The organism is Moryella indoligenes, assembly GCF_030812885.1.
Classification (GTDB): domain Bacteria; phylum Bacillota; class Clostridia; order Lachnospirales; family Lachnospiraceae; genus Moryella; species Moryella indoligenes.
The window spans coordinates 1-24,148 of the sequence record NZ_JAUSTO010000007.1; the positions used below are offsets into that span (position 1 = coordinate 1).

General features: G+C 49.7%; 26 protein-coding genes, 1 other RNA gene and 2 pseudogenes. 19 read left to right on the forward strand and 10 right to left on the reverse strand.

The window, feature by feature from the left end; genetic code table 11:
* The 8 genes and pseudogenes from J2S20_RS06415 to J2S20_RS06445 form a co-directional block, all read left to right on the forward strand.
* The coding region (locus tag J2S20_RS06415) for a hypothetical protein (protein WP_307254329.1) at positions 1-216 on the forward strand (216 nt) is incomplete at its 5' end.
* 133 nt (positions 217-349) lie between these two features.
* Positions 350-520 carry a polymorphic toxin type 50 domain-containing protein gene (locus tag J2S20_RS12325; RefSeq protein WP_106612838.1) on the forward strand — a complete coding sequence of 57 codons (171 nt, stop codon included), beginning with the start codon at positions 350-352 and terminating at the stop codon, positions 518-520.
* Between the two features lie 2 nt (positions 521-522).
* Entirely contained in the window at positions 523-756 is a 234-nt protein-coding gene (locus J2S20_RS06420) for a hypothetical protein (RefSeq protein ID WP_106612839.1), read from the forward strand.
* A 14-nt stretch (positions 757-770) separates the two neighbouring features.
* Positions 771-962 (forward strand): annotated as a pseudogene (locus J2S20_RS12230) (IS3 family transposase); the annotation flags it as partial.
* A gap of 463 nt (positions 963-1,425) precedes the next feature.
* Positions 1,426-2,523 (forward strand): DUF5722 domain-containing protein, encoded by a 1,098-nt coding sequence (locus tag J2S20_RS06430; protein ID WP_106612841.1) that lies wholly within the window; start codon positions 1,426-1,428, stop codon positions 2,521-2,523.
* A gap of 224 nt (positions 2,524-2,747) precedes the next feature.
* Entirely contained in the window at positions 2,748-4,964 is a 2,217-nt protein-coding gene (gene rnr, locus J2S20_RS06435; protein ID WP_106612923.1) for a ribonuclease R, read from the forward strand.
* 130 nt (positions 4,965-5,094) lie between these two features.
* Entirely contained in the window at positions 5,095-5,562 is a 468-nt protein-coding gene (smpB, locus tag J2S20_RS06440) for an SsrA-binding protein SmpB (protein WP_106612842.1), read from the forward strand.
* A 187-nt stretch (positions 5,563-5,749) separates the two neighbouring features.
* Positions 5,750-6,214: a DUF1344 domain-containing protein gene (locus J2S20_RS06445; RefSeq protein ID WP_307254336.1), complete on the forward strand. Its 465-nt coding sequence runs from the start codon at positions 5,750-5,752 to the stop codon at positions 6,212-6,214.
* A gap of 642 nt (positions 6,215-6,856) precedes the next feature.
* On the opposite strand, the pseudogene J2S20_RS12330 reads toward J2S20_RS06445, so the two are convergent.
* From J2S20_RS12330 to J2S20_RS06485, 9 genes and pseudogenes are all read right to left on the reverse strand, one after another.
* Positions 6,857-7,153, reverse strand: a pseudogene (locus J2S20_RS12330) (recombinase zinc ribbon domain-containing protein); the annotation flags it as partial.
* Between the two features lie 349 nt (positions 7,154-7,502).
* On the reverse strand, positions 7,503-9,803 hold the full coding sequence (locus tag J2S20_RS06450) for a DEAD/DEAH box helicase family protein (RefSeq protein WP_307254338.1): 2,301 nt from the start codon (positions 9,801-9,803) through the stop codon (positions 7,503-7,505).
* Positions 9,773-10,678, reverse strand: a complete 906-nt coding sequence (locus J2S20_RS06455; protein ID WP_307254341.1) for a HamA C-terminal domain-containing protein — start codon at positions 10,676-10,678, stop codon at positions 9,773-9,775. The genes J2S20_RS06450 and J2S20_RS06455 overlap by 31 nt, the downstream gene beginning before the upstream one ends.
* Before the next feature lie 17 nt (positions 10,679-10,695).
* On the reverse strand, positions 10,696-11,430 hold the full coding sequence (locus J2S20_RS06460; protein ID WP_195277068.1) for a PmeII family type II restriction endonuclease: 735 nt from the start codon (positions 11,428-11,430) through the stop codon (positions 10,696-10,698).
* Positions 11,417-12,613: a DNA cytosine methyltransferase gene (locus J2S20_RS06465; protein WP_307254345.1), complete on the reverse strand. Its 1,197-nt coding sequence runs from the start codon at positions 12,611-12,613 to the stop codon at positions 11,417-11,419. The genes J2S20_RS06460 and J2S20_RS06465 overlap by 14 nt, the downstream gene beginning before the upstream one ends.
* A gap of 13 nt (positions 12,614-12,626) precedes the next feature.
* A complete protein-coding gene (locus J2S20_RS06470) occupies positions 12,627-12,836 on the reverse strand; it encodes a helix-turn-helix domain-containing protein (protein WP_021966360.1) in 210 nt (69 codons plus the stop codon).
* Complete coding sequence (locus tag J2S20_RS06475; RefSeq protein WP_307254349.1) at positions 12,833-13,321, reverse strand: very short patch repair endonuclease; 489 nt, start codon at positions 13,319-13,321, stop codon at positions 12,833-12,835. Before J2S20_RS06475 ends, J2S20_RS06470 begins: the two co-directional genes overlap by 4 nt.
* Before the next feature lie 40 nt (positions 13,322-13,361).
* On the reverse strand, positions 13,362-13,895 hold the full coding sequence (locus J2S20_RS06480; RefSeq protein ID WP_307254351.1) for a hypothetical protein: 534 nt from the start codon (positions 13,893-13,895) through the stop codon (positions 13,362-13,364).
* Positions 13,896-13,917: 22 nt separating this feature from the next.
* A complete protein-coding gene (locus J2S20_RS06485) occupies positions 13,918-14,325 on the reverse strand; it encodes a hypothetical protein (protein ID WP_465223531.1) in 408 nt (135 codons plus the stop codon).
* A gap of 101 nt (positions 14,326-14,426) precedes the next feature.
* Between J2S20_RS06485 and J2S20_RS06490 the strand changes: the two genes are divergently transcribed.
* Complete coding sequence (locus J2S20_RS06490; RefSeq protein ID WP_330692776.1) at positions 14,427-14,612, forward strand: phage holin; 186 nt, start codon at positions 14,427-14,429, stop codon at positions 14,610-14,612.
* Positions 14,561-14,692 (forward strand): phage holin, encoded by a 132-nt coding sequence (locus tag J2S20_RS12155; protein WP_330692777.1) that lies wholly within the window; start codon positions 14,561-14,563, stop codon positions 14,690-14,692. The genes J2S20_RS06490 and J2S20_RS12155 overlap by 52 nt, the downstream gene beginning before the upstream one ends.
* Positions 14,693-14,766: 74 nt before the next feature.
* On the opposite strand, the gene ssrA is transcribed toward J2S20_RS12155, so the two are convergent.
* Positions 14,767-15,107, reverse strand: a transfer-messenger RNA (tmRNA) gene (gene ssrA / locus J2S20_RS06495).
* Positions 15,108-15,336: 229 nt separating this feature from the next.
* On the opposite strand from ssrA, the gene J2S20_RS06500 reads away from it, so the two are divergent.
* The 9 genes from J2S20_RS06500 (at position 15,337) to J2S20_RS06540 (ending at position 24,046) form a co-directional block, all read left to right on the forward strand.
* On the forward strand, positions 15,337-16,509 hold the full coding sequence (locus J2S20_RS06500; protein WP_307254353.1) for an NAD(P)-dependent malic enzyme: 1,173 nt from the start codon (positions 15,337-15,339) through the stop codon (positions 16,507-16,509).
* 132 nt (positions 16,510-16,641) lie between these two features.
* Positions 16,642-17,589: a beta-ketoacyl-ACP synthase III gene (locus tag J2S20_RS06505; RefSeq protein ID WP_307254355.1), complete on the forward strand. Its 948-nt coding sequence runs from the start codon at positions 16,642-16,644 to the stop codon at positions 17,587-17,589.
* A 67-nt stretch (positions 17,590-17,656) separates the two neighbouring features.
* Positions 17,657-17,890 carry an acyl carrier protein gene (locus tag J2S20_RS06510; RefSeq protein ID WP_106612909.1) on the forward strand — a complete coding sequence of 78 codons (234 nt, stop codon included), beginning with the start codon at positions 17,657-17,659 and terminating at the stop codon, positions 17,888-17,890.
* Complete coding sequence (gene fabK / locus J2S20_RS06515) at positions 17,887-18,825, forward strand: enoyl-[acyl-carrier-protein] reductase FabK (protein WP_307254357.1); 939 nt, start codon at positions 17,887-17,889, stop codon at positions 18,823-18,825. The genes J2S20_RS06510 and fabK overlap by 4 nt, the downstream gene beginning before the upstream one ends.
* Positions 18,818-19,723 (forward strand): ACP S-malonyltransferase, encoded by a 906-nt coding sequence (fabD, locus tag J2S20_RS06520; RefSeq protein WP_307254359.1) that lies wholly within the window; start codon positions 18,818-18,820, stop codon positions 19,721-19,723. The genes fabK and fabD overlap by 8 nt, the downstream gene beginning before the upstream one ends.
* Positions 19,720-20,466 (forward strand): 3-oxoacyl-[acyl-carrier-protein] reductase, encoded by a 747-nt coding sequence (fabG, locus tag J2S20_RS06525; RefSeq protein ID WP_307254362.1) that lies wholly within the window; start codon positions 19,720-19,722, stop codon positions 20,464-20,466. Before fabD ends, fabG begins: the two co-directional genes overlap by 4 nt.
* 75 nt (positions 20,467-20,541) lie before the next feature.
* Positions 20,542-21,783, forward strand: a complete 1,242-nt coding sequence (gene fabF, locus J2S20_RS06530; RefSeq protein ID WP_307254560.1) for a beta-ketoacyl-ACP synthase II — start codon at positions 20,542-20,544, stop codon at positions 21,781-21,783.
* A gap of 3 nt (positions 21,784-21,786) precedes the next feature.
* Positions 21,787-22,212, forward strand: coding sequence for a 3-hydroxyacyl-ACP dehydratase FabZ (gene fabZ, locus J2S20_RS06535; RefSeq protein WP_307254365.1), 426 nt, complete (start codon positions 21,787-21,789; stop codon positions 22,210-22,212).
* A 10-nt stretch (positions 22,213-22,222) separates the two neighbouring features.
* Positions 22,223-24,046, forward strand: coding sequence for an acetyl-CoA carboxylase carboxyltransferase subunit alpha (locus J2S20_RS06540; protein ID WP_307254367.1), 1,824 nt, complete (start codon positions 22,223-22,225; stop codon positions 24,044-24,046).
* Positions 24,047-24,148 lie beyond the last annotated feature (102 nt).

Genomic DNA, 24,148 nt, shown 5'->3' on the forward strand with positions numbered 1-24,148 from the left:
ATACAAAACTGGCGTTTCGCTTTCAAATATGCAGTTTTCAATTTACAAACAAGCATCTCGCCTTACAAACTGGCGCCTCAGATTACAACTCAGCGAGATTTATTTTACCATACATCAAAATCACCAAGAAATCAACCGGTATATCCAAATATTCATAGAAAGTTTCAAGTTCTTGGAGCCAAAATCAAAAAGAGTAGCCTGACCACATTCTCATAATGCAGTCAGGCTCGGCGCATTTATTCGAGTTGAGTGCTTCGTTTTTTCGTGACTTCCGTTTCACTTCCCAGACTGAGAAACATATCAACATTCGCTTTGATGGTGTCGATCTGCTTCGCTTGTTTCTTGAGGATTGCGCGTTCATCGTAAAGCCTCCTATCATGAATACGTTGATGTTGATAGAGTTGTCGGAAAATACTACAATATAGGCAAAAAGAAGTATGTAGAGACTAGACGGGTATGTATCAAGTATTCCTCTGGGGAGATACATGTCTATCCAGCAAAACCTTGGAAGGAGGAGTAGCTATGCTGAAGGTAACTGAATTAGAGCTTATCGGTGACAGGGGGCATGATGCTCTGGTGACCTTTAAGGACGGGAGTACCATGAGATGCAGACCGGACTGTCTGACAGAGAATGACGATGACAGAGATCTGACATGGATCCATGTTTATGAGAAAATTTTCTCTTCGGACAAAAAGGGGTTGGGCACAATCATAGATGAAGAGGAGATTGAGTCCATACAGGAACTGACAGATTAGAGTTCTTCCATGCTCTAATCAAAAGAGAATGGCCCAATCGCTTTGTGATTCTTGATTATCAGCGTGCTTACCGTCTTGTATTCGAATATATAGAGACGTTCTACAACACGGTAAGGATTCATAGCCACTGTAATTATCTATCGCCGGATCAGTATGAAGAGGAATTCCTGGAGAAACTGGAGAAATCACTCAAAATTGCGGGCTGAATATCATTACATAGGAGCAAGGTCATTTTTAACTTGTACTTTTTCTTGACATAGGACCACATCTTAATTAAGTTAGAGGAAGTAAAGCCTGAAGATAACAACATTTATCTTAATGGCGATTTAGGAAATGGCAGACTTTTTGCCGATGTGTTTAAGGAGGTTCTTAGGTACGTTCCTGAAAGAAAAATGTGGTTTTTCTATGATGGAATCAAATGGACTAAAGATACAGGAACTCTAAAAACCATGGAACTTTGTAAAGACTTAGCCTTATCACTTATTCAGTACGCAGGCGCTATCAGAAATGAGGCTAAAAGGTCTTATGCAGTGAAACTTTGGAATCAGTGGAGTACTAGAAGGTGTAGAGAGATTTGTATCAAGGAAGCACAAAGCGTCTCTTGAAAGAAAAAGAATACAGATTTGTAAAACAGATGAAAGGGATAGGGGAAAAGGTATGAGGCACAAAATGGAAAAACTGCTCTGGACACTCAGCATAACAGCATTGTTCACAGGGACTGTGACAATAACTGCGATGGCAGAAATCGTCGCAGGAGAGGCACATGGCAATATCAAGGGGATACAGATGGTGGATATGGATTCCTCTGAGTCAGCAAGGACGCTGGGATGTGGTCACGCGGCGTGGAATGTGCGCGTCAATGATTCTGGGGATGTGCTGAACGGAAATCAGGATATTCTCCGCAGAACGAAATCCTACGGTATGAAAAATACAATCAAGATTCACAATCCATGGCACACAGATGAGCCGAATCTCATGCCCGCGGAAGAGCCGACCGGCGCAGTGTTTTACGGCTACAATGTCCGCACGGAGGAGGGAAGATCTGCAACCAGAAGAACGGCGGCGCGAATTGCACGGATCTATGGAGGGCTTGCCGATAACTGGATCATCGGCAATGAGGTAAACGAGCCGAACAGCTGGTACTATATGTCCAGTGTCGGAAATCTGAACGATTACACGGGAGATGTCGCGACAGCCTTCCGCATCTGGTATGAGGAGATCAAGAAGGTGGATGCGAATGCCAACGTCTATATCCCTTTCGACTACAGATGGAAGTGGTATACAGACCAGGGGCAGTCCTATCAGGCAAAGGATATGATACAGATTCTGAACACACAGCTCAGGGATACAGATTATGGCATTGCATGGCATCCCTATCCGGAGGAATTGAATGACCCGAACTTTTTGAATGATCCGGATGCAAAGGAGACCGGCACAGCATTTAACTCACCCATCATCAACATGAAGAATATCAGTGAGCTGACACGCTTTTTTGAACAAAGCGATTATCTGGCGCCGTCAGGGGCAGTGCGCCACATCATACTCTCTGAACAGGGCTTCAACTGCACGAGTGAGGAGGAGCAGGCGCACTTTATTCAGCAGGCGTATGAGCGGGCGGCAGCGAATCCTCATATTGAGGCATTTATCCTGAGCAACGACATGGATATCCCGGGAGAGATGTGGGCAGGAAACGAGATGCACTACGGTCTTCGCACAACAGGCAGAACGAGGCGAAAGGCGTACGATCTGTACCGTAGTTTAAACTGAAATTTGGCTTTTTATAGGACATTCAGCAGATGTTGAAAAAGACAGCCGCTTCCGGACGATTTACATTCGTTCGGGGCGGCATTGTCTTTTCTCTCCTTCTCTTATACCGAAAAATCACGTATAATGTAAAAACATATTTGTGCGCAGCAAGCGTTTCGGAAAGGACAGGGAGTCAGGTGACAGCAGAGGAATTAAAGAGAAAGAAAGCGGTCGTGCTTGCACTGATGAACGACCCCATGTATAAGCCCATGCGATTTCGGGATATCGCGAGCTTTCTGGATGTGCCGAAGAACCGCAGGGAAGAGCTGCTCCGAACGCTCGACGCACTGGTGGAAGAGGGGCAGCTGCGTCTCTCGAAGCGCGGGCGCTACGGAAAGCCGGAGAGGCATGAGCTCATCGGCAGCTTCCTCGCGAATGCGCGGGGCTTTGGCTTCGTCCGGGCGGAGGGATTGGAGCAGGATATCTTCATTCCACGTCAGGATACACATGGCGCCATGAATGGCGACAGTGTGCGCGTTCTGGTGGAACCGGGCCAGCGCTTTAAACACGCGGAGGGGCGGGTGCTGGAAGTCTTAAGCCGTGCGAACCGGCGCGTGGTGGGCTACTACCGGCGCGTAAACAGCTTCGGAATTGTGATGCCTGACAACCAGAAGCTCACAGAGGACATCCGCATCCCGAAGGGGCAGTCCATGGGTGCGGTGACGGGACACAAGGTAGTCGCAGAGATCACCCGCTTTCCGGAGCACGGAGAGCGGGAGTCAGAGGGCCGCGTGGTTGAAATCCTAGGGCATGTGAACGATCCGGGCACGGATATTCTGTCCATAGTCCGCGCCTATGAAATTCCGGAGCAGTTTCCGGAGGAGGTACTCCGTGAAACGGAGCAGATTGCAGATCGCGCCGGGCAGCAATTGCGGGAGCTTCAGGCAGAAGCGGGGGCGGAGACCCCGGAGGCATTTGCTGAGCGTGTGGAGATAATCAGGGAGGAGTGTTCTGCGGCGGAATATGCTGCCCTGGAGCGCATACAGCGGAGAGCAGATTTCACAGCGCTGCCGACAATCACCATAGACGGCGAGGATGCAAAGGATCTGGACGATGCGATTTCCTTAGAGGAGCTGTCCTCCGGCAATGTGCGGCTCGGTGTACATATTGCAGATGTCAGCGAATATGTCCGCGAGCGCTCAGAGACGGATCAGGAGGCGCTCCGCCGCGGGACGAGCGTCTATCTTGCCGACCGCGTGATTCCCATGCTGCCGCATGCGCTCTCGAACGGCATCTGTTCCCTGAACGAGGGAGAGGAGCGCCTGTGCTTAAGCTGTATGATGGAGATAGACCCGCGGGGCAGGATTATTTCCCATGAGATCTGTGAATCAAGGATACGATCCAGGCACCGCATGAGCTACACGGCGGTGAATCAGATTGTCACAAATCGTGAGCCGGAGCTCTGCGAGCGCTACGCGGATATCGTCCCCATGCTGCTTCGGATGGATGAGACGGCGAGGAGCCTGAGGCGGCAGCGCAGCGAGCGCGGCTACATTGACTTTGACTTCCCGGAGAGCCGGGTGGTACTCGACGGGAGCGGAAGGCCTGTGGAGATACGCGCCTACGAGAGGAATGCGGCAACGCGGCTCATCGAGGACTTTATGCTCGCGGCAAATGAGACTGTCGCGGAGGAATTTTCCTGGCGTCAGCTCCCGTTTCTGTACCGGGTGCATGAGCGCCCGGATCCGGAGAAGATGAAGGAGCTCTCGATTTTTGTAAATAATTTTGGTCTGACGCTGAAGACCAGAAACGGTGAGGTGCATCCGAAGGAGATACAGAAGCTTCTCTTAAAGGTAGAAGATACAGCGGCGGAAAGTCTGATAAGCCGCGTTGCGCTGCGTTCCATGAAGCAGGCGCGCTACAGCACGGAGTGCAGCGGGCATTTTGGGCTTGCGGCGAAGTATTACACGCATTTTACCTCACCGATCCGGCGCTACCCGGATCTGCAGATCCACAGAATCATAAAGGAGCTGCTCTCCGGGGGCTACGACGCGCGGAGGGCAGAGCACTATGAGGCGATACTCACGGGGGTTGCGGACGAAGCCAGCCGTCTGGAGCGGCGGGCGGAGGAGGCGGAACGCGAAAGTGTGAAGTATAAGAAGTGCGAGTACATGGAGCGGCATATCGGAGAGGAATACGAGGGCGTGATCAGCGGTGTGACGCGCTTTGGCATCTACGTGGAGCTCCCGAATACGGTGGAAGGGATGATACGTCTCTCGGAGCTCCGGGACGACTACTATGAATTTGACGAGAAGCGCTGGGAGCTCGTGGGGGAGATGACGAAGAAGCGCTATGTGCTCGGCGGAAGGCTGCGGGTGAGAGTCGCGGCGGCGGATCGTCTCTCGCGCACGGTGGATTTCCTTCCGGCTCCGCCAAAGGAACTGCCGGAGGAAGATCTCTGAGTCCGGCCAGGGGCTGCGGGGGAGTGTGAACCGGAGTCAATGCGGATCGGCGGCACGGAACGTCGGACGAAGGTCTTGCGGGACGGGAGCATCAACCGCATTCATTTACAGAAAGAGGAGGGCGTGAGCCATGGCACAGACAGGAACAAAGCTCATCGCAAACAATAAGAAGGCGCGCTTTGATTACTTCATACTGGAGAGCTTCGAGACGGGGATAGAGCTCTTTGGCACAGAGGTAAAGTCACTGCGTCTTGGGCAGTGCTCCATCAAGGAAGCATGGGTGGATATCCGGGATGGGGAGGTCTATATCTACGGCATGCACATTAATCCCTACGAGAAGGGCAACATCTTCAACAAGGATCCGCTGCGCGTCCGCAAGCTCCTCATGCACAGAGAGGAGATACGGAGACTGATCGGGAAGATCAAGGAGAAAGGGCTCACTCTGGTGCCGCTTCAGGTCTATTTCAAGGGGAGTCTCGTGAAGGTGGAGATCGGCCTTGCACAGGGAAAGAAGAAATATGACAAGCGGGAATCCATAGCAAAGAACGATCAGCGCCGGGATTTCGAGCGGAATTTTAAGGGGCAGACCCGGTATTGAACCGCTGTTCTGCGGTTGTAAAGAGGGCAGCTGTGAATTAAATGTGAAAAATTCTGTCCAAGCGATAAAGCTTTTTTAAGATATTTTGAAGCTGATTGCAATTTGCATTGCGCGCGCTATAATGCGTCTCAGTCAGGCGGGTATCAGGAAAAAGGAAAAGAAAAAGCCCGGCAGAAGGAGAATGAAAATGAGAAAAAATATGACACGCGCAATGCTTTTGGTTACAGTCGCTGCGGCGGCAATCGCGTTCAGCGCCTGCGGAAGTAAGAAGGCACAGGAGACAACCGTTGCAGAGACGACAGCGAAGGAGGCTCTGTCCGAGGTGGAGAGCACCGTGGAGGAGGCAATCGCCGAGGCAAAGGAGAAGAGCTCCGAGCTCGCCGGGGAGGGCGAGAGCAAGGCAGAGGAGAAGGACAGTGAGGCGGCCGAGGCGCAGACAGTCACCGGAACCATCGAGTCGATCAAGGATTTTATGTTTACGATTCAGACCGAGGACGGCAAGTCCTATGCGCTTTCCTTTGAGCAGGGCAAGGCTCCGGAGGGTCTCTCCGCGGTGAAGGAGGGGCAGAAGGTTACTGTCAGCTACACCGGTGAGCTGAGCGAGGTGGATGCGTTCCAGGGTCAGATTCTCTCTGTGAGGGCAGCAAAGTAAGCCGAGAGAAAGCAGCGAGATTTTCGGTGCAGACCTGGCGGAACAAATAATAAAGAACGGATTCCCGACCGTCAGCAGAGGCTGGCGGTCGGGAATCCGTTTTGCTTTGATACAGAAAAATCTGCTTTTCGGTATCGAAGCGGGCAGTGGAGCTGTGCGCTCAATATCCGAACTCGAGATAGTGAGCGTATTGTTCCCCGAAATATTGAAAGTCAGAACGAGCTTACGTCCTTTATCCCCATCATCGTACACATAAACCGAGTTGACAAGCGTGTCGATGATACGCCGCTGATACTCAACATCTTCCATATCGCCCATCTTGAACGATTCGAGCCAATACATGATTCGCTCCTTCGTCAAGAGGGGCTTTTTCATTTCCTCCTGGGCAATCTGCCCTTCGAGGTCTCTGCGTTCTTCTTCCAGCTCCTCAAGACGTTCCTTCGTTGTTGGTGTGATAATGCCTTGCTCTATTGCAGACATAAGGTTCTTGATTTTCTTATTGGTCTCCTTCAATCGTTCCTGTAAGCCTATGAGAACGGAAGTGTCTTGAAGCTCCTTCTCAATCAGTTCCATAGCTCGAGTGGATATTTTCTCTATGTTTTCATCAGTGAGTACCTGTTGCACCGTGAACTCAACGACAGTCCGCTCGAGCCATTCTTTTTTCTCAACCTTCTTTTCGCAGTTATGCTTCCTCTTACGATTCACGCACTTGTAATAATGGTGAACCTTCCCGGTCTTTGAAGTGCCACTCTCACCCACCATAGGCTCGCCACAGTGCCCGCAGAAGACCTTTGTAGCGAGTAGATAGTCTTCAATAGCTTTGGCTTTTGCCCGGGCTGTGTAGTTGTGCCGGAAGGTTGCTTGCACCTTATCGAACAAAGTCTTGTCGATGATAGGAGGTACAGCGTCTTCCAAGACTACATCATCGTATCGGTACATATAGTAGTAATAAAATAGAACGTTTTATATGGGCGATAGAGTAAGACACCCATACAAATAAATAGGCGGCATAGATCAGTACCAGGGAGGGGCTGGCCTATGCCGCTTATTTTGCATTTTGGAGGAAGTATGGCTACATACTCCGACAAAATAGGGTTTCCAAAGGGGATCCCTTTGGCACACGACTTTGCTTGCAAAGTGTAGTGTGTTATACCTGCTGTCACGGCTGGCGGGTAAAATGAGGGTTTCGACGGATGGAAACACTCGTTTTGAGCGGCAGGAAAATGGGCAGTTTTTTGCTGGGCAAAAAGCTGGGTGGTTTTGGGAGTGGCAGTGGGTATATTGGCTATTACCGGAATAATCTGTTTATCTCTTGATCAATATGCTGCTCATAAGCATCAAATTGATCTTTATCATACGGTATTTTACTATCATAACAGTCTATCAGTTTAAACGGAACTCCATAATCACTTACTTTACGTGCATTGGGAGAAAGGGCATTGTATTCAAGTTTTTGAAGAAGTAAACCCAATCCAGCCACATCTTCCATAGCGATATCCTCTGACTTTGAAATTTGGTATCGGAAGAACACATCAAAAAGGCCGAGATATTTTACTAAATGATACTTAAAAACATTGTAAACGAGATCAGCTACTTGCCGCATTGCTTCATCCTTTGTTTTGGGATTATCTTTCCGCCCGACATAATACTGTACCATTGAAAGAAAACCGCCTGAAAGATATGAACTCAATAGATTTGTTATCAATGAGTACTGCTTCTGTCCTACTCGTATTACAATAAGTTGTTTAAGTTTCTCTTCGCGTACAATGGGCAAGATAATATCCATAATGGCTTGAAATCCGGGCCAATATAGTCGGTGAGCATTGCTGCCCGCCAATGTTATTGAGACACGTTTAATATCTTCAAGAGTCCACCATGGTACACTTGAAATATAACCGTATAGTGTTAATTTATCTTTTGGCCCAACAACCCGAAAACAATCAAATACTTCTGATGGGATTTTGGATGCAATGATCTGAGCTCGGATATCCTCCTTATCTTGGCGTTCAACTTCAGATAAATATTTATCTTTTGTTATCTGGTAATCAACATCCGTTTTCGGGAAAGCTATATCATAGTTTTTATGTTCCAGTATTTCAGGTTGTCCATTCACAATTTCCTCAAAATTATTATTCAAATCTATAACTCTTCCAGAATAGTGTTGGTAAAACCTACCCGCCCGACCAGCTATATTTTTAGCGTCAAATTGCCGTAGAGGTTTTATCCCCTTTTTGTTTGATGTAATAATTATGTTTTTTGCTGAAGTGTTTACACCTTCAGTGATAGTCGTAGTCGAAAAGAGACATAGTAATGTCCCCTCATTAAATAAATTTATAATTTCTTTCTGGATGTATTTGGGGATAAGGCTGTGATGGATACCTATCCGGTCTTTCAACGCTTTTAATACAATCCAATCATTGCCAAATGTGTGTTCCAAATGATTTAAAAATATTTCATAAGTAGAACTTTCTATCCCTGAACAAGTTTCTTGAAAAGAAGAAATCAGCATTTGATCCCTTAATAAAGTTTTGGCATACATTTCTGTATCGGCTCTTCTGCCACAATAAATAATCGTATTTTCTTTAGGCGTGCTTAACGATTTAATTATATTGGCAATTTTCTGCCCTTTACTTATAGAACCAATTTCTACTGGGATTTCATCTATATAATATTGACGTTTACCTTTTACTGTTGTGTATTCCTTTGAAACAATTTCAAATTGATTGTAACGTAAAAAAGAAAACCCATTATCTTCCGCAAAATTATTAAACGATTTATGTTGCTGGGTACCAGGTTGGGGAAGTGCCATATATGGACCAGCTAATAGCATATCGCTTGTCAAATTACAAATAAATTCCAATGCTAAACGGTACGCGGTATCTCGTTCGTTTTCGCCAGATGTTTCCGAATCAATGATAAAACTGTTATCAATTTTATAAATCTCATCAATAAAGGCAAAATCAAAGTGAAGCTGTTGGTGCGAATCCATAAATGACAAGAATCGCTCGGGTGTAAAAATAAAGATATTTCTTTCGGATAGACTAAATTCTTCTTCGCTTAGGGAATGAATCTTATATGATTGAAATGTGTCCAACTTGCATAAACGGGCGTAATTTTCGGATAAAAGGCTAATTGCCGGAAAAATCAAAAGGACATTCTGATACTGCATCTTTTGTATAATTTCATATACCAAAAAGGTCTTTCCAAAAGAAGTAGGTGCAGTCAAAACAAAACGATTTTGTTGCCCGATTTTAAAACTGTCAAGAACGTTCTTTTGATACCGATGTAATTTGCTAGTTCCTCTAATAAGGCTGGCATCATGAAATAGAGCACTTATGGTAAGTGTTTTGATATTTTCATCAGATATACGGCAATCTGTAAACTTATCTTTGAACAAGTCAAAATATTGCGGGATTCCCGCTTCATTAGCCAAAAATATAAGGAAATTCATATCTGCTTCAGAGATAGGCTCATTTTTTATAAAGTCAAAAAAGCCACATACTTCTTTTACAAAAGTTGCAGCATCTGAATTCTGTTTGTATGAATAGTACGCTTTAATTATATTAGCGGTTCTCGTGAGTCTATCCATTTTATCACATTCTCCTTGATTTGCTTAACTTCCGATAGTGGTAAAAAGATAAAAAATAACCGGTAGTCAAACGAAGCAGGTACAATAATATTAAGCCGTGTATATTCTGAAGCAATATGCTCAATACACTTTTTTATGCTCTGATGATATTGATCAGTGCAGTTTTTTTGATAAGCAATAAATATAGGGTATATTAACCGAATCCCTCTATTCTTTATTTCTTGTGACAGCTTAATATCTGGATTTTCTTCCCACGAATTTAACAAGTTTTCAAGCTGTTCATTGTGTGTTGAGATATGGAGGCGCTCATCTATGATTGCAAGTAAATTTCGATTCAAATATCCATCAGAAAGTGAAGTGCTTAATTTTTCCATCACGGGAGTTATTGCACTTTTATATTGCACATAGAATTTTGCTTCTCCAAACCATAAGTCAATATTCCCTTCTCTTTCCATTAAATGAAAAGCATCAAAACCTTTAGCCTCGCTATTTTCAATAGGAGAATAAAAATATCCTCGCGCGGCAAGAACACTCGTGTTTAAAAACACACGCAAGATTAAATCCAAGAGTACTTCACCATAAAAACCATATTTCAGCTTAGTGTCCTCAGATGCTTCTGGGTTATAACGAATACGGCTAAGAATAGCTTTTCGCTGTTCACGCTCTAAAGCTGTGTAATCAATTTCATATTCGTTGATTGCAAATTCCACAATACCATTATAGATAATCTTGGAAATTTCTTGGGGATTAGAATTACTGAAACAAATATCATTTTGGGAAGAAAGGCATGATTTATCTAAGCCGCTTTCTTGATGCGGCAATTTGCATTCAAATAAAATTGCATTATGTATGGCATTCTTTAGTGCATCTCTCATGCCTTATCCCTCCGATGTTAATTTCCTGAATTAAACTCCACGAGCTTCTCCCAATCAATACTACCATCCTCAAAGCAAAACTCTTGGGTAAACTCCCGGACAAGCCGATTTGAAGCTTTTTGATAGGAAGCATCAAATTCTTCTACATATTTCTCTGGCAGCTTATCCATGAAACGGATCAGCTTTATGTAGAATTCTTCATCTCCGGTCAATTCCGTCCAGAAATCCTTGCCTGCCAATTCCATATAGAATTTGGGAAGCCCACGGCTGGATGTTTTCTTCTTTCCGTAGCCATAGCCTACAATCGGGACAAAGCGTTTCTTTGCCTGCTGTGCCAGCTTGCTTGCCGCCATAAAGTTCTGCTCTTGTTTCTTGCGGCTGTCCGCATTGAAAACGCTTGTGCCAGATTTTACAGCAATAGCATAGATAGTGTTGTCCCGCTCTACCATAATATCAACACCTTCTGCTAATGCCTTCTGTCCTTGTGCAGCAGCAGTAGCAATAGGTTCAAAGAAAACATTGCCAAATATTGTTTCCTCGGATGAGGACACAAAGGCAGCAAGGATTGCGTCAATAATTTGTGCAGCCCCATTCATAGCCTTCGCCCGGAACAAGTACGGGTTCTTGCGCTTCATAACTTTTTTGATGTTGAGCTTGTCAATATTGCTAATTAAGTTAGTGTAAAAATTATCCAATGCAGTTGCAATTGCTTCTACGATAGCTTCTTCATTGTAATTGCTATTTATTGGCATAACAGCTTCCTCCTATTTCGATAGCTTGTTTCAGTTTTTGATGGATGTCTGTCCCTCTGAATCGTTTTGTACGGATTTCAGCGGATTGATCCGCAACAGAAAGTACCGCATTTCCCAATGCTAATGCCAGCCCAACCGGTACAGCATTACCGATCTGTCTGTATTTTGCAACACTTGTCCCCATGAACTGCCAATCATCAGGAAACTGCTGAATACGGGCATATTCCCTGATACTTAAAGGTCGATCTTGGGTCGGATGGCACATCATAGTTGCTTTTTGTACCGGGGAGGTCACTAAAGTTGGTGAAGGCTGGCTATAAGATAATCTCCGATAAAATCCAACTTTTCCGCCGCCAGAACCATAAGCACCGCCCATGGCTTCTTTCCGAATATCTTCCGGTAGGTCACGCCAATTTCCGCCTTCCGGAACAAGACGGAGATATGTAAGGCGGTCTTTACTGAAGGCAGCACATTCCCTGCAATTATTTTCCAAATCCCGGATGGTATCATTCAAGGTACGCCAACGGTATTGTGAGTTTTGGTGCATCTGGAAGTGTGTCGGGAATGGCAGGAAAATATCTTCATTGTCTCGGCTTCCAATTAACACAAATCGTTCCCGGAATTGAGGTACGCCATAATTGACGGCATCCAAAATCCCATACACCGTTTTGTATCCTAATTTATCAAATTCAGAGAGTATGACATCTAATACAGTTCCCAAATGCTGTTCAGGATCGTTTTTATCACGCTCCGCAAGAGGCATATGCTTTAACGGGGCAGACATAATCCCTTTTACATTTTCCATAATGAAAAAACGGGGACGGATATAGTCAATCATTCGGATAAAATCCATAAACAAGCTGCCCCTTGGATCGTTAATTCCCAGCCTCTTACCGGCAGTAGAAAACGGCTGACAGGGTGGGCCACCGCAAATCAGAAAAGGTTCTCCCTGCGCTAATCCAGTCTGTTCCAACAAATCTGTTTCATTGATTTCACGGATGTCACCGCCCAGAACCTTATGTCCATTTGCACGCATAGTTGCGACACAAGCAGGGTCAAAGTCTTGCCCAATTACGATGTTGAGACCCGCTTTTGAAAGGCCAATATCCAGCCCCATTGCCCCTGAAAACAGGGAAATTACATCCCGATTTGAGGCATTATCTTTAAAGTGTAATAAATTCATGTATATCCTCCCATTAAATCTTTTCTCCATCTGGAAGGACAAAATAGCGTTCAAAAGAACACCCCAATGTTTCTGCCAGATATTCTAAATCAGAGATTGTAAAGCTTTCCCGTTTCATTTTTGAATTGAAATTCTGAGGGGTAGTCCCCATACGCCTTGCCAGTTCCGCAACACTGATATTGCAGCGTACACAAAGCACCTTAATCTGTTCTGATATTGTCATAAGGGTACTCCTTTTATTTTATCAATATAGTCCCTTCTTTCGTCTGTCATAACATCAAATTGGCTCATCTGCAATTCAAAAATCAAATCTTCGACGGCTTGTACACATTCCCCTGTGTGTTTTTGTATCTCTTGACCCCCAAAATGCATGGGAATCCAATCCATAGCAATTAGCTTGAAATCATTTTCCCGGTCACGGGCCATATTGCGTTCGATTTTTTTGATCCAATATTCCCGGTTATGACCAAGCTTTTGTTGCTTGATCTCCCAATTATAGCCGTGGAAGAACTCGCTGTCGCAAAAGATAGCAATCCTGTATTTTGTTATAGCTATATCGGGCGTACCCGGCAGCTTTTTATAATTTTTCCGATACCGGATGCCTTTGTGCCAGAGTGCTTTCCGTAGTATAACCTCAATACTGGTATCTTTTCCCTTAATATGGCTCATAGCTCGGCTCCGCTGCTCCTGGGTCATTACATCACTCATGGTTCTTCCTCACAGTAACCATTACTAAATTATAGGACAATTAAAGGTTTTTTTGCAACATTTCTTGTAATGCATAAGAAATCGTGCGGAGTTCTTTGCCCTCTGTCGCAACTTTACCATAAGGCATACTTACGCCTGCCTTTAAGTCAATCGTAAATTTATCTGAATATGTCTTTTTAGCCCCAGAATGGTATTCAAGAGTAAATGTTACTGCTCTATCTATTCTCTGATAATCAAGTGTACAAATTCGTGACTGCCCCGGTGCCAAAACAGCATTATTAAGTTGTTGCAAATAATCCCTATCATTTCGTATTTTATAGCATCCATTGAAATTAAAGTCATACTCAAACTTTGTTATATAAGCTGTCGATTTCCCAAAGTTCTTAACAACTAAGTAGAAAAATGGATCGCCTGCGTTAATTTCATCAGTATAAACTGAAATAAATGGTCGTGTTGATTCTTCAATCATCCTATTATTCTGGCGTAAGGTGGTTATAACTGTAACAACAGAGATAACTGCTAATATGAATGAAAGAATACACAAAATAATATTAACAATAGTTGATATATCCATATTTAATCCCCCAATAGAATCTTTATTTTCCCGACTGTTCCATCATCTTTTTTGCCAATGTTTGAAATTGCCCGATGGTTTCTTCGTCCATCGGAAGAAGTTGCCCAATCTGTCCGGCAATCATAGCAGTCACATCGTCCATAGATAGCGGCTCCTGTTTTTGTTCTGCCAGTGCGTCTTGCATGGTCTGGAACATAGCGGCGGTCACAGCTTCTCCCGGCTGTTCTCCGCTGTCCATATCTTTCTTAATATCCCGCAGGATAGCAAGAAATACATTCTTTATTTTTTCAATCTCTGCTTCGTGTTCGCCCATCTTCTGTGCGTTCAGAAGTTGCAAATCCTGTCTTGCCTCTGCCCGATGTTCCGGGTGTTCTTTCATCAGATCGGACAGGGAAGCTGTTGCCAGTTCAATCAGCTGATTTCTTGCCATGATACCCTTTGCCGCTGTGTCTTGAAAATAAATCCGTATCAAATCCATCAGTTTCGGGAAGTTCCTGCGTTCCAAACATCAATTTTAAGGAGGAAATCAACATGATTAACTGGAAAGTGCGTATCAAAAACAAGAGCTTTTGGATTGCTATGATTCCGGCGGTGCTTCTGCTGGTACAGGTGATTGCCGCTGTTTTCGGTTATACCCTCGATTTGGTGAGCTGGGAGACAAGCTGTTGGCTGTTGTCAATGCCCTGTTCGCAGCCCTTACGATTCTCGGTATCGTGACTGACCCGACTACTGCTGGCATTGGAGATTCCAAACAGGCGCTTACTTACGAGACACCTAAAAAAGAGGACGCAGTTTAACCTACGTCCTCTACTATGAAAACAAATCCGACACAGTGCTTCACGAAAAAGAATGAGTTCGGATTTGCACTATTTGGTGGAGATGACGGGAGTCGAACCCGTGTCCAAAAACCGATTCCCCGTTCTTCTACTATCATAGTTCATTCTTTGACTTTCCCTCTGCCGCACGAAAATGAACATTCTTGCGGTTTCAGTAGCTTCATAGTACGCCCACGCGGGCAAAGCTTAGCGCGCGTCGTTTCTCACATAGTCGACGCCTGGATCCCGAAGTGTGAGTGCTTCAGGTCAGACGGCAGGCCCTCAGGCCGCGTATGCTAATTCGTCGTTAGCGTTTATATTTAAGTTTGCCGTTTAACGCACCGCATGCGGATAGCTTCACCGGCTGCACGGTCCCTGTCGAAACCGGTACATCCCCAAAGATATATTAAGTTTAGCACAGCCCTTTATGCGGGACAAGACCTGTGCGGATGAAATTTTGATGAACGCCGTGTGGAGAGGGGAAGGGATGTTCGGGGGCGGGGATGTGCTGCAAAAAGCGGTACTTGTATATGCCGCGTCTTTGCCCTATGCTATGCTTATATGAAGGTGGCGGAGAACCCACGTAAACAACAGCGAAGGCATAAAATGCACAGAAGGAGAACGCTATGAACTATGCAGAGGAATCACTGAAGAAGCACTACGAGTGGAGGGGGAAGATCAGGGTCGAGACCGATATCCCCGTGAAGACAGCGGAGGATCTCTCCCTCGCCTACACGCCGGGTGTCGCGGCACCCTGCCTGGAGATTCAGAAGGACGAAAGCAGGTCCTACGAGCTCACGCGCCGCTGGAATCTCTGCGCTGTGGTTACCGACGGCAGTGCGGTGCTGGGGCTCGGCGATATAGGCCCTGAAGCGGGCATGCCGGTGATGGAGGGAAAGTGCGTGCTCTTCAAAAGTTTCGGCGATGTGGATGCTTTTCCGCTCTGTGTGAAGTCAAAGGATGTGGACGAAATCGTGAATACGGTGCGCCTGATCTCCGGTTCCTTCGGTGGTGTGAATCTGGAGGATATCGCTGCACCGCGCTGCTTTGAGATTGAGCGTAAGCTGAAGGAGTGCTGCGATATCCCAATCTTTCATGACGATCAGCACGGCACGGCGATCGTGGTGCTCTCAGGTCTCATCAATGCGCTGAAGGTCGTGGGAAAGAAGAAGGAAGAGGTTCGTGTCGTGGTGAACGGCGCGGGCAGTGCCGGTATCGCGGTGTCAAAGCTTCTTCTCGCCTACGGCTTCAAAAATCTGATACTCTGCGACCGCTATGGTATTATGTCCTCCGCTTACGAGGGGCTGAACTGGGCGCAGCAGGAGATGCTCGCCGTGACCAATCGGGAGGACAAAAAGGGGACGCTTGCGGACGCGCTGGCTGGTGCGGATATCTTTCTTGGCTTCTCCCGCCCGGAGATGGTGAGCATTGATATGGTAAAGAGCATGAACCGGGATGCGATTGTCTTTGCCTGCGCAAATCCTACCCCTGAGATATTCCCGGAGGACGCAAAGCGGGGCGGCGCGCGGGTCGTCGCCACCGGGCGGAGCGACTATCCGAACCAGATCAACAATGTGCTCGTATTTCCGGGCGTGTTCCGCGGGGCCTTTGATGTCCGCGCGCGTGATATCAATGAGGAGATGAAGATGGCGGCGGCCATCGCGATAGCCGGCATCATTCCCGAGGAGGAGCTGGACGCGGAACATATCATTCCGAAGCCCTTTGATCCGAGGGTGCGTGAGGCTGTCGCTGTGGCAGTTGCGGAGGCCGCACGGGAGAGCGGTGTCGCAAGAATATAAAAGTCGGCTCATATTGTTTCTTTTTCGACAGTTCAGACAAATGATGATGATTTGTCTATTGACAGTACTGGAGAAAAACGTTTATGATTTGCGCGGAACAGGGGTCGGGGAAGCCCGGCTGACAGGAGGACTATGAAGCTTTATTTTGCCGGAACAGGAGCTGCAATGCCGGAGAGGGTCGTGACAAACGAAGATCTCTCCAGACTGATTGATACCAGCGACGAGTGGATCTTCAGCCGCACCGGGATACATCAGCGCCACATTGCAGGGGAGAAGGATAATATCGCGGTATATGCCGAGCGCGCCGCGCGCGAGGCGATGGAGGAGGCGGGAGTAGCCCCGGAGGAGCTCGGCCTTATCATCATGGGAACCGCGACGGACGGAAATGTCACACCGAGTGCGGCCTGCCAGGTACAGGCGCTGCTCGGAGCAAAGAACGCCTTCTGCTTTGACCTCAATGCGGCCTGTGCGGGCTTCCTTTATTCGCTCAGGACTGCGGAGGCGCTCATGCGGACGGGAGATATCGGCACGGCGCTGGTGATAGGCGGAGATCTCGTATCGCACTATGTGAACTGGCAGGACAGAACGACCTGTGTGCTCTTCGGGGATGCTGTGGGAGCGGTGGTGCTGAAAAAGGGCGAAGCAGAGGAATGTGGAGATATTCTCGGCAGCGTGCTGGGCTCAGACGGCGCACGGGGACATAATCTCGTGGCGCGTACCGATGTAGATGATCACTACATCCGCATGAACGGGCAGGAAGTATTCCGCTTCGCAGTGCGCACGGTCCCGGCGAGTATAGAGAAGGTACTTTCAGAGACCGGAATCCGCAAGGAGGAGATACGCCACTATGTTCTCCATCAGGCGAATGCGCGCATCATTGAATCTGTCGCAAAATACCTGAAGGAGCCAATTGAGAAGTTTCCGATGAATCTGAGCGACACAGCGAATACCTCGGCTGGAAGCATCCCGACGCTCTTAAACCGGATGAACCGAGAGGGGCAGCTTAAGAGAGGGGATTACCTCGTACTCGCGGGCTTTGGCGGCGGACTCACCTGGGGTGCAAGCGTGATCCGCTATTGACGAAGTGATGCAGATCGTTTAAAAATGAATGGATAAATAAAAAACAAATATTCAGGAGGATTTTAAAATGTTTGATAAGGTTAAGCAGATGATTGCAGAGCAGCTGAGCGCGGATGCGGCTTCCATCACAGAGGAGACTTCCTTTAAGGATGATCTGGGAGCAGATTCCCTGGACCTCTTTGAGCTGGTTATGGCGATGGAGGACGAGTTTAATGTCGAGATTCCGACGGATGATCTTGAGAATCTGCTCACTGTGGGCGATGTTATGAAGTATCTGAAGGATAAGGGCATCGAGGAATGAAAACCAGAGTTACGGAGCTCCTAGGGGTCGAGTATCCTATCGTCCAGGGGGGCATGGCGTGGGTCGCCGAGCAGCACCTCGCGGCAGCGGTGAGCGCTGCCGGCGGGCTGGGGCTGATCGGCGGCGCCAGTGCGCCGGGCGAGGTGGTACGGAACATGATTCGCGATGTGCGGAGCATGACAGACCGGCCCTTCGGCGTGAATGTGATGCTGATGTCTCCGCACGCGGCGGATGTGGCCCGCGTGGTGCTGGAGGAAGGTGTGAAGGTTGTGACGACCGGTGCGGGCGTTCCCGATAAGTACATCAGGGACTGGAAGGCCGCCGGTGTCCGTGTGATTCCGGTTGTGGCGAGTGTCGCGCAGGCGCGGCTCATGGAGCGTCTCGGTGCGGATGCAGTCGTTGCGGAGGGAACAGAGTCCGGCGGGCACATCGGAGAGGCGACGACCATGACCCTGCTTCCGCAGGTCGCGGACGCAGTGAGCATACCCGTGATTGCAGCCGGAGGTATCGCCGACGGCAGAGGCATGATGGCAGCGTTCATGCTTGGCGCGGAGGGAGTACAGCTCGGAACCCGCTTTGTGGCGAGCACAGAGGCAGTGGTCGCGGATGCCTACAAGCAGCGCATTGTGAAGGCGAAGGATATAGACAGTGCAGTCACCGGGAGATCCCACGGACATCCGGTTCGCTGCCTGAGAAACGATATGACCCGTGAGTACGCGCGGCTGGAGGAGGAGGGAAAGAGCTTTGAGGAGCTTGAGTATCTGACGCTGGGATCTCTGAGGCGTGCGGTGCAGGAGGGCGATATTAAGAACGGCACGGTGATGGCCGGACAGATCGCCGGATTGGTGAAGGATGTAAAGCCCTGCGCGAAGATCATCCGGGATATGATGAATGAATTCCGCGCGCTGGCAGGAAAGGCGGCGGATTATGAGTAAGACAGCATTTCTTTTTCCCGGTCAGGGTTCTCAGAAGTGCGGCATGGCAAAGAGCTTTTATGACAGCGACTGCGACGCACGTGCTGTATTTGACATGGCCTCGGAGCTTCTGTCCATCGATATGGCGGCGCTCTGCTTTGAAGAAAATGACAGACTGGATCTGACAGAGTACACGCAGTCCGCCATGGTCACGGCCGGAATTGCCATGCTGAAGGCAATTGAAAAGCGCGGAAAGAAGGCGGAGGTCTGTGCGGGACTGAGCCTCGGAGAGTACGAGGCGCTCTATTACTCCGGTATTCTCAGCGCAGAGGACGCTATCGCGACTGTGCGGAGACGCGGCATTCTCATGGCGGAGGCAGTGCCTGCGGGGGTAGGCGCAATGGCGGCGGTGCTCGGCGCAGAGGCGGCGCTCATTGAGGAGACGCTTGCTCCGATTGATGAGGTCTGGATTGCCAATTACAACTGCCCCGGACAGATCGTGATTTCCGGTCGCAAAGAGGCAGTAGATACAGCTGCAGCGGCGCTGAAGACCGCCGGCGCGAAGCGCGTGCTTCCGCTGAATGTGAGCGGCCCATTCCACTCCGGTATGCTCGCGGAGGCGGGGCAGAAGCTCGACGACTTTCTTTCTGAAATCACCTTTCACAAACCATCTATTCCGTACGTCGCAAATTTCACAGGAAGCTATGTTGAAGATGAGACACTGGTCAGAGACCTCTTGAAGAAGCAGGTCTCAGGTTCCGTGCGCTTTGAGCAGAGCCTCCGCGCGATGATCACAGACGGTGTGGATACTTTTGTAGAGATAGGCCCGGGCAAGTCTCTGAGCGGCTTTGTGAAGAAGATCGACAGAAACCTTACCACCATCAATATAGAGACAGCAGAGGATATGGAGAAGCTATGAGTAAGCTGAGTGGAAAGACTGCGCTGGTCACCGGCGCTTCGAGAGGGATCGGACGCGCCATTGCACTGCGCCTTGCGGCGGAGGGAGCGGCGGTTGCCATCAACTACAACGGTTCTGCGGAGAAGGCGGAGGCAGTGGCGGAGGAGATTCGTGCGGCCGGCGGAACGGCGTCTGTGTTTCAGGCGGACGTCGCGGATGCGGCCTCTGTCGCAGCGATGTTTGAGCGCTTTTTTGAGGAGTTTCAGCGCCTGGATATTCTGGTGAACAATGCCGGCATTACCCGTGACGCTCTGCTCATTGGCATGAAGGAGACGCAGTTTGATGAGGTGATTGCGGCCAATCTGAAGGGATGCTTTCTCTGCACCCAGCTCGCGGCGAAGAGAATGATACGCCAGAGAAGCGGACGCATCATCAATATTTCTTCTTATTCCGGGCTTCACGGCAATGCGGGGCAGATGAACTATGCGGCGAGCAAGGCAGGCGTGGTGGGAATGACAAAGACGGCGGCGCGTGAGCTCGGCGGCAGGGGTATCACGGTCAATGCAATTGCTCCGGGCATGGTGGAGACAGATATGACGGCGGCACTCTCCGGGAAGGCGCGCGAGGCGATACTCGCGCAGGTTCCGCTGCAGCGCATGGGATGCGCAGAGGAGATCGCGGCAGCGGCAGCATTTCTCGCAGGAGATGAGGCGGCTTATATCACGGGGCAGGTGCTGTCCGTGGACGGCGGATTGTCGATCTGAGGCAGAGCCTCAAGGGTATACAGAAAGATGCAGCAGGTAAACATGCTTTAGGAGTCAGGAGAAGAGCGGCAGATGATGGATAGAAGAAGAGTTGTAGTGACAGGTCTCGGCGCTGTGACGCCCACCGGCATCGGGGTTGAGAATTTCTGGAATTCCTGCAAAGAAGGCGCTGTGGGAATCGGGGCGATCACGCAGTTTGATACGACGGAGTACAAGGTGAAGCTCGCGGCGGAGGTCAAAGGCTTTGATCCAAAGCTCTTCATGGATCCGAAATCTGCGCGCAGAATGGAGCGCTTCTCACAGTTTGCGGTTGCGGCTTCAAAGGAGGCAATGCAGGACAGCGGCATTCAGATGGAACAGGAGGATCCGTTCCTGGTGGGCTGTGCAATCGGCTCCGGAATCGGATCGCTGCAGGCGGTGGAGCGCGAGTGTAAGCGCCTCGCGGAGAAGGGGCCGGGCATGGTAGGTCCGATGTTCATTCCAATGATGATTGCCAATATGGCCGCGGGAAATGTTGCCATCCAGCTGGGCCTTAAGGGGAAGAATATCAATGTCGTGACGGCCTGCGCTTCCGGCACGCACAATATCGGCGAGGCATTTCGGAGCATTGCCTGCGGTGAGGCAGATGTGATGCTTGCGGGCGGTGCAGAGGCCTGCATCACCACAATCGGCGTCGCCGGCTTCACTCAGCTCACAGCGCTTAACACAACGGAGGATCCGGCGCACGCGTCCATTCCCTTTGATCGGGACAGAGCGGGCTTTGTGATCGGCGAGGGCGCGGGTATCCTTGTGCTGGAGGAGCTGGAGCACGCGAAAAAGCGCGGGGCAAAGATCTATGCGGAGCTTGCGGGCTACGGTGCGACCTGTGACGCACATCATATCACCGCGCCAGTGGAGGACGGATCGGGTGCGACGGTGGCAATGCGCTTATGCATGCGCGATGCGGGCCTCGCGCCGGAGGACATTGACTATATCAATGCGCACGGAACCTCCACGCAGCTGAATGATCTCTCTGAGACGAAGGCGATCAAGCTTGCGTTTGGCGATCAGGCGAAGCGCCTTAAGATCAGCTCCACCAAGTCCATGATAGGCCATCTTCTCGGTGCCGCGGGCGGTGTCGAGGGCGTGGTTCTCGCAAAGACTGTGCAGGAGGGCTTCATGCATATGACCGCAGGTCTTCAGAACAATGATCCGGAGTGCGATCTGGATTATTTGAAGGGGGCGGGGCTGGAGGCTCCGGTGCGCGCGGCGATCAGCAGCTCTTTGGGCTTTGGCGGACATAATGCGGCGATACTCATGAGAAAGTACGAGGCGTAAGAAATGCTTGGAATCAGAGAAATTCAGGAGATCATTCCGCATCGGCACCCCTTTTTATTGGTGGATTGCATTGAGGAGCTGGCCCCGGGCGAGCGCGCTGTGGGCTACAAGGCGGTGAGCTTTGACGAGCCCTATTTCGTGGGGCATTTCCCGGAAGAACCGGTGATGCCGGGTGTGCTTATCATCGAGGCACTGGCGCAGACCGGCGCAGTGGCCATTCTCGCAAAGGAGGAGAATCGCGGAAAAACCGCTTATTTCGGCGCAGTGGATCATGCGCGCTTCCGCCGCAAGGTGGTGCCGGGCGACAGACTGAAGCTGGTCTGTGAGATTTTGAAGGTCAGGGGTCCGGTGGGAAAGGGACGTGCAACTGCTTATGTAGAGGATGAGAAGGCTGTAGAGGCGGAGATTACCTTTATTCTCGGAAAGTGAAAGTGAGCTTATGCTGATTGATTTTATAAAGAAGAATGCAGGAAGACAGGAATCGTCGAGTCCGGTCTGGAAGTGCAAGAAGTGCGGTGCTACTGTTGAATCGCGCGAGATACGCCGGAACTACTACGCCTGCCCGGAGTGTGGCGCTTATGTGCGTATTCATGCGTATCGCCGTATTAAGCTGCTGGCGGATGAAGGCAGCTTTGAGGAGTGGAACCGCGAGCTGGAGTCGGTGAACCCGCTGGATTTTCCGGAGTACGAGCAGAAGGTCTGGGAGACGCGGGAGGCAACCTCCCTGAATGAGGCGGTCGTCACCGGAAAGATTACACTGGACGGCGTTGCCTGTGCGATCGGCGTCTGCGACGCGCGCTACATGATGAGCTCCATGGGACATAACATGGGGGAGAAGATCGCACGGATGGCGGAGCGCGCTGCCGAGGAGCAGCTTCCTGTGATTCTCTTCGCCTGCTCAGGGGGGGCGAGAATGCAGGAGGGTATCATCTCCCTCATGCAGATGGTGAAGACCTCTGAGGCGATCGGCAGACTGCAGGAGAGTGGTCAGCTCTTCATTTCTGTTCTGACAGATCCGACGATGGGCGGTGTCACAGCGAGTTTTGCGATGCTCGGGGATATCATTCTCGCGGAGCCCGGTGCACTGATCGGCTTCACGGGTCAGCGCGTGATACAGCAGACGATAGGCGGAAAGCTCCCGGAGGGCTTTCAGAGAGCGGAGTTTCTCTTAAAACATGGCTTTGCAGATGCCATTGTGGAGAGACGGGATCAGAGGGCGGTGCTTTCCGCCCTGCTGCGGCTGCACGTTCCGGGAGCAATGGAGCTCTCCGGAGATGCTGCGATGGAGATGCCGGCGTTTACAGATATGCTGCGCGGAAGCGTGGGAGCAGTCGGAGCTGCGGCCAATGTCGGCATGAAGTTGAGCTCCCAGGCAATATCTGCGCTTCAGCGTGTGGCCTTTGGAAAGCGCGGCAGGGAATACACCTCTCTCTGGCAGCGCGCTGCGGTGCAGGAGGAGCAGAGTGCTGCGGCAAATCAGAGGCGCACAGCCTGGGAGACAGTGAAGCTCTCCCGTGCGAAGGACAGAGCGCATGCGCTGGATTACATCATGGCGCTCTTTCCTGACTTTTTCGAGCTTCACGGAGACCGCTGTTTTGGAGATGATGAGGCGGTAGTCGGTGGAATCGCTTCCTTCCACGGGATTCCTGTGACGGTTGTGGGCATACAGAAGGGACGGGACTTTAACGACAATAAGCGGAGAAACTTCGGCATGCCGAACCCGGAGGGCTACAGAAAGGCTCTGCGGCTCTTAAAGCAGGCGGAGCGCTTCCACAGACCGGTGATCTGCTTTGTGGATACGCCCGGTGCGTACTGTGGTGTCGGTGCGGAGGAGCGCGGACAGGGACAGGCAATCGCGGAGAATCTTCAGAAGCTCGCGGCGCTGAAGACGCCGATTCTCTCCATTGTGATCGGCGAGGGCTCCAGCGGAGGTGCACTGGGGCTGGCGACAGCGGATGAGGTCTGGATGATGGAGAACGCAGTCTATTCCATTCTCTCTCCCGAGGGCTTTGCGGCCATTCTCTACCGCGATGCGAAGCAGTGTGAGCTGGCAGCGGAGAATATGCGGATGACCTCTGCGGATCTTCTGGAGCTCGGCGTGATCGAGCGCATCATCCCGGAGAAGGAACCCGTGACAGTGGAGAATGTCGCGACGATTACAGAGCAGCTCGATCCGGAGATTCTTGAGTTTATCGGGAAGTACGCGGAGATGAGCGCCGAGGAGCTCAGGAACCATCGCTACGACCGTTACAGAAAGTTCTGAATATAGGCTTATGGCTATGGAAAGCTGCCGGGTGAATAACCTCGCAGCTTTTGCTTTTCAATCCAATAAAGATTTGAAAAAGAAGCTCAAATAGTATAAACT

What these genes read in the sequence shown, in the direction of transcription:
- J2S20_RS06420 (WP_106612839.1), top strand. Translation starts at nt 523, where the DNA reads ATGCTGAAGGTAACTGAATTAGAGCTTATCGGTGACAGGGGGCATGAT.
- fabG (WP_307254362.1), top strand. Translation starts at nt 19,720, where the DNA reads ATGAGTAAGCTGAGTGGAAAGACTGCGCTGGTCACCGGCGCTTCGAGA.
- J2S20_RS06510 (WP_106612909.1), top strand. Translation starts at nt 17,657, where the DNA reads ATGTTTGATAAGGTTAAGCAGATGATTGCAGAGCAGCTGAGCGCGGAT.
- J2S20_RS06490 (WP_330692776.1), top strand. Translation starts at nt 14,427, where the DNA reads ATGATTAACTGGAAAGTGCGTATCAAAAACAAGAGCTTTTGGATTGCT.
- J2S20_RS06445 (WP_307254336.1), top strand. Translation starts at nt 5,750, where the DNA reads ATGAGAAAAAATATGACACGCGCAATGCTTTTGGTTACAGTCGCTGCG.
- J2S20_RS06465 (WP_307254345.1), bottom strand. Translation starts at nt 12,613, where the DNA reads ATGAATTTATTACACTTTAAAGATAATGCCTCAAATCGGGATGTAATT.
- J2S20_RS06485 (WP_465223531.1), bottom strand. Translation starts at nt 14,325, where the DNA reads ATGGCAAGAAATCAGCTGATTGAACTGGCAACAGCTTCCCTGTCCGAT.
- J2S20_RS06460 (WP_195277068.1), bottom strand. Translation starts at nt 11,430, where the DNA reads ATGCCAATAAATAGCAATTACAATGAAGAAGCTATCGTAGAAGCAATT.
- fabK (WP_307254357.1), top strand. Translation starts at nt 17,887, where the DNA reads ATGAAAACCAGAGTTACGGAGCTCCTAGGGGTCGAGTATCCTATCGTC.
- smpB (WP_106612842.1), top strand. Translation starts at nt 5,095, where the DNA reads ATGGCACAGACAGGAACAAAGCTCATCGCAAACAATAAGAAGGCGCGC.
- J2S20_RS06430 (WP_106612841.1), top strand. Translation starts at nt 1,426, where the DNA reads ATGGAAAAACTGCTCTGGACACTCAGCATAACAGCATTGTTCACAGGG.
- J2S20_RS06540 (WP_307254367.1), top strand. Translation starts at nt 22,223, where the DNA reads ATGCTGATTGATTTTATAAAGAAGAATGCAGGAAGACAGGAATCGTCG.
- J2S20_RS06505 (WP_307254355.1), top strand. Translation starts at nt 16,642, where the DNA reads ATGAAGCTTTATTTTGCCGGAACAGGAGCTGCAATGCCGGAGAGGGTC.
- fabF (WP_307254560.1), top strand. Translation starts at nt 20,542, where the DNA reads ATGGATAGAAGAAGAGTTGTAGTGACAGGTCTCGGCGCTGTGACGCCC.
- fabZ (WP_307254365.1), top strand. Translation starts at nt 21,787, where the DNA reads ATGCTTGGAATCAGAGAAATTCAGGAGATCATTCCGCATCGGCACCCC.
- J2S20_RS06480 (WP_307254351.1), bottom strand. Translation starts at nt 13,895, where the DNA reads ATGGATATATCAACTATTGTTAATATTATTTTGTGTATTCTTTCATTC.
- fabD (WP_307254359.1), top strand. Translation starts at nt 18,818, where the DNA reads ATGAGTAAGACAGCATTTCTTTTTCCCGGTCAGGGTTCTCAGAAGTGC.
- rnr (WP_106612923.1), top strand. Translation starts at nt 2,748, where the DNA reads ATGAACGACCCCATGTATAAGCCCATGCGATTTCGGGATATCGCGAGC.
- J2S20_RS06455 (WP_307254341.1), bottom strand. Translation starts at nt 10,678, where the DNA reads ATGAGAGATGCACTAAAGAATGCCATACATAATGCAATTTTATTTGAA.
- J2S20_RS06470 (WP_021966360.1), bottom strand. Translation starts at nt 12,836, where the DNA reads ATGACAATATCAGAACAGATTAAGGTGCTTTGTGTACGCTGCAATATC.
- J2S20_RS06500 (WP_307254353.1), top strand. Translation starts at nt 15,337, where the DNA reads ATGAACTATGCAGAGGAATCACTGAAGAAGCACTACGAGTGGAGGGGG.
- J2S20_RS06475 (WP_307254349.1), bottom strand. Translation starts at nt 13,321, where the DNA reads ATGAGTGATGTAATGACCCAGGAGCAGCGGAGCCGAGCTATGAGCCAT.
- J2S20_RS06450 (WP_307254338.1), bottom strand. Translation starts at nt 9,803, where the DNA reads ATGGATAGACTCACGAGAACCGCTAATATAATTAAAGCGTACTATTCA.